2 protein-coding genes and 1 pseudogene are annotated in these 1,900 nt (G+C 56.4%); all 3 read left to right on the forward strand.

Translation table 11 applies throughout. The features are described from left to right. Nucleotides 1-47: 47 nt before the first annotated feature. Nucleotides 48-590 carry a DUF3833 domain-containing protein gene (locus tag AAC083_RS14230; protein WP_108536950.1) on the forward strand — a complete coding sequence of 181 codons (543 nt, stop codon included), beginning with the start codon at nucleotides 48-50 and terminating at the stop codon, nucleotides 588-590. A 129-nt stretch (nucleotides 591-719) separates the two neighbouring features. Then, entirely contained in the window at nucleotides 720-1,187 is a 468-nt protein-coding gene (locus AAC083_RS14235; RefSeq protein WP_108536944.1) for a Dps family protein, read from the forward strand. 217 nt (nucleotides 1,188-1,404) lie between these two features. Beyond that, nucleotides 1,405-1,900, forward strand: a pseudogene (locus AAC083_RS23140) (hydroxylamine reductase); the annotation flags it as partial.

A 1,900-nucleotide genomic window follows, 5' to 3' on the forward strand; every position in this document is an offset into this window, starting at 1 on the left:
ACGCTCACCCGTCGCTTGCGCGGTCAACTCTGATGCTGGAGCACTTCATGGTTTTATTTCGTGTTTTTCGTTGTCTGCTCCTGCTGCCACTTTTGGTGCTGGCGGGTTGTGGCAGCAGCCTGGATGACTATCGCGGTCAGGGGCCGAGCTGGGATCTCGCCCGCTTCTTCAACGGCAAACTGGTGGCTCATGGCCTGGTGACCGACCGCAGCGGCGAAGTGACCAGTCGCTTTCGGGTCGAGATGCAAGGGCATTGGCAGGATGGCAAGGGTGAGCTGTTCGAGCAGTTCTATTTCGATGATGGCCGGCAACAGACCCGCACCTGGTTCCTGAGCAAAGGGGCAGATGGACACTGGCACGGCACGGCATCCGACGTAGTGGGGGAGGCGGTAGGTAAAACTCAGGGCTTTGCCTTCAACTGGCGCTACCAACTCGATCTGGCCCTGCCGGACGGGGAGGTGGTGCGGGTGAGCTTCGATGACTGGATGTATCTGCTGGATGAAGATCGCTTGATCAATCGGGCCGATATCAGCAAGTTCGGCATTCATCTGGGCGAAGTGATCCTCTACATAGAGCGGCTCCCGGGGTGAGTCATACCAGATCATCCGGTGGGGGCACTTGGCGATAGTCGCGCGCTATTAATCACTTAGGCAGTAACTATTACCTTTTGAGTCTTAAGGGAGCTAATCTGGCTCAGTCGTCAAATCTGGAGGTGAAACATGAAAAGTCCGATTGGTCTTGATACCGTTCAATCACAAGCCCTGGCCGCCGAGCTGAACAAATTGCTGGCCAGTTACCAGATCCTCTACATGAACGTCCGTGGCTTCCACTGGAATATCCGCGGCAACCAGTTCTTCGAACTGCACCTGAAATTTGAAGAGATCTATAACGATCTGCTGCTGAAGGTTGACGCCTTGGCCGAGCGCATCCTCACTCTGGATGGTGTGCCCATGCACAGCTTCAGTGACTACCTGACAGTTTCTGCCATCCCGGAGAAGAAGGGGCTGCATGACGGTCGTGCCTGTGTCGAATCTCTGCTTGAGAGCTTCCGCGAGCTGCTGGTCGCCCAGCGCCGCATCTTGGGACAAGCCGCCGAGGCCGGTGACGAGGGGACGGCCTCCATCCTCTCTGACTATGTGCAGCAGCAGGAAAAACTGGTCTGGATGCTGCGCGCTTATCTGGCCTGACCCTTTGTTGCAGAGAGTTTTGTTGTAAACCTTTGTTGTAACCCAGCGTTGCCTCTTCTTTTATCCACCCGCTGCCGCCCTGTTTGGGCGGCTTTTTTGTTTTTGATCTGCATCACCAAAAACTTAATTGGCAAAATGAATGCCTATTAAGTTTTTGGTGAGGGGCATAGAATCGCCACAAAACAAGCAACTGAAATATCAAATTAGGAGAGGCATGATGTTTTGTGTGCAATGTGAACAGACAATTCGTACCCCGGCAGGCAATGGTTGTGCGTATGCACGAGGCATGTGCGGCAAGACGGCCGAAACCTCGGATCTGCAGGATGTGCTGATCTATGCGCTGCAGGGCCTCAGCGCCTGGGCGCTGGCCGCCCGCGAGCACGGTGTCATCGACAATGAGATCGATGCCTTCGTGCCCAAGGCCTTCTTCGCGACCCTCACCAACGTCAACTTCGATTCCGTCCGCATCGTTGCCTATGTCAATCAGGCGCTGGCTCATCGTCAGCAGCTGGCCGACCGTCTGGCTGCATTGGCGGTACAGGTCACCGGCTTGCCCGAGGCCGCCAGCTTCGAGCCGGGTGATGAGCTGCTTGCCCAGTTGGCCCATGCGCCGCAAACCGCAGTCAATCGCGGCAAGCGCGAGGTGCATGAAGACATCATGGGGCTGCGTCTGCTCTGCCTCTACGGCCTCAAGGGGGCCGCTGCCTACATGG

This window comes from Aeromonas sp. HMWF014, from assembly GCF_963878295.1.
Classification (GTDB): domain Bacteria; phylum Pseudomonadota; class Gammaproteobacteria; order Enterobacterales; family Aeromonadaceae; genus Aeromonas; species Aeromonas popoffii.

What these genes read in the sequence shown, in the direction of transcription:
- AAC083_RS14230 (WP_108536950.1), top strand. Translation starts at nt 48, where the DNA reads ATGGTTTTATTTCGTGTTTTTCGTTGTCTGCTCCTGCTGCCACTTTTG.
- AAC083_RS14235 (WP_108536944.1), top strand. Translation starts at nt 720, where the DNA reads ATGAAAAGTCCGATTGGTCTTGATACCGTTCAATCACAAGCCCTGGCC.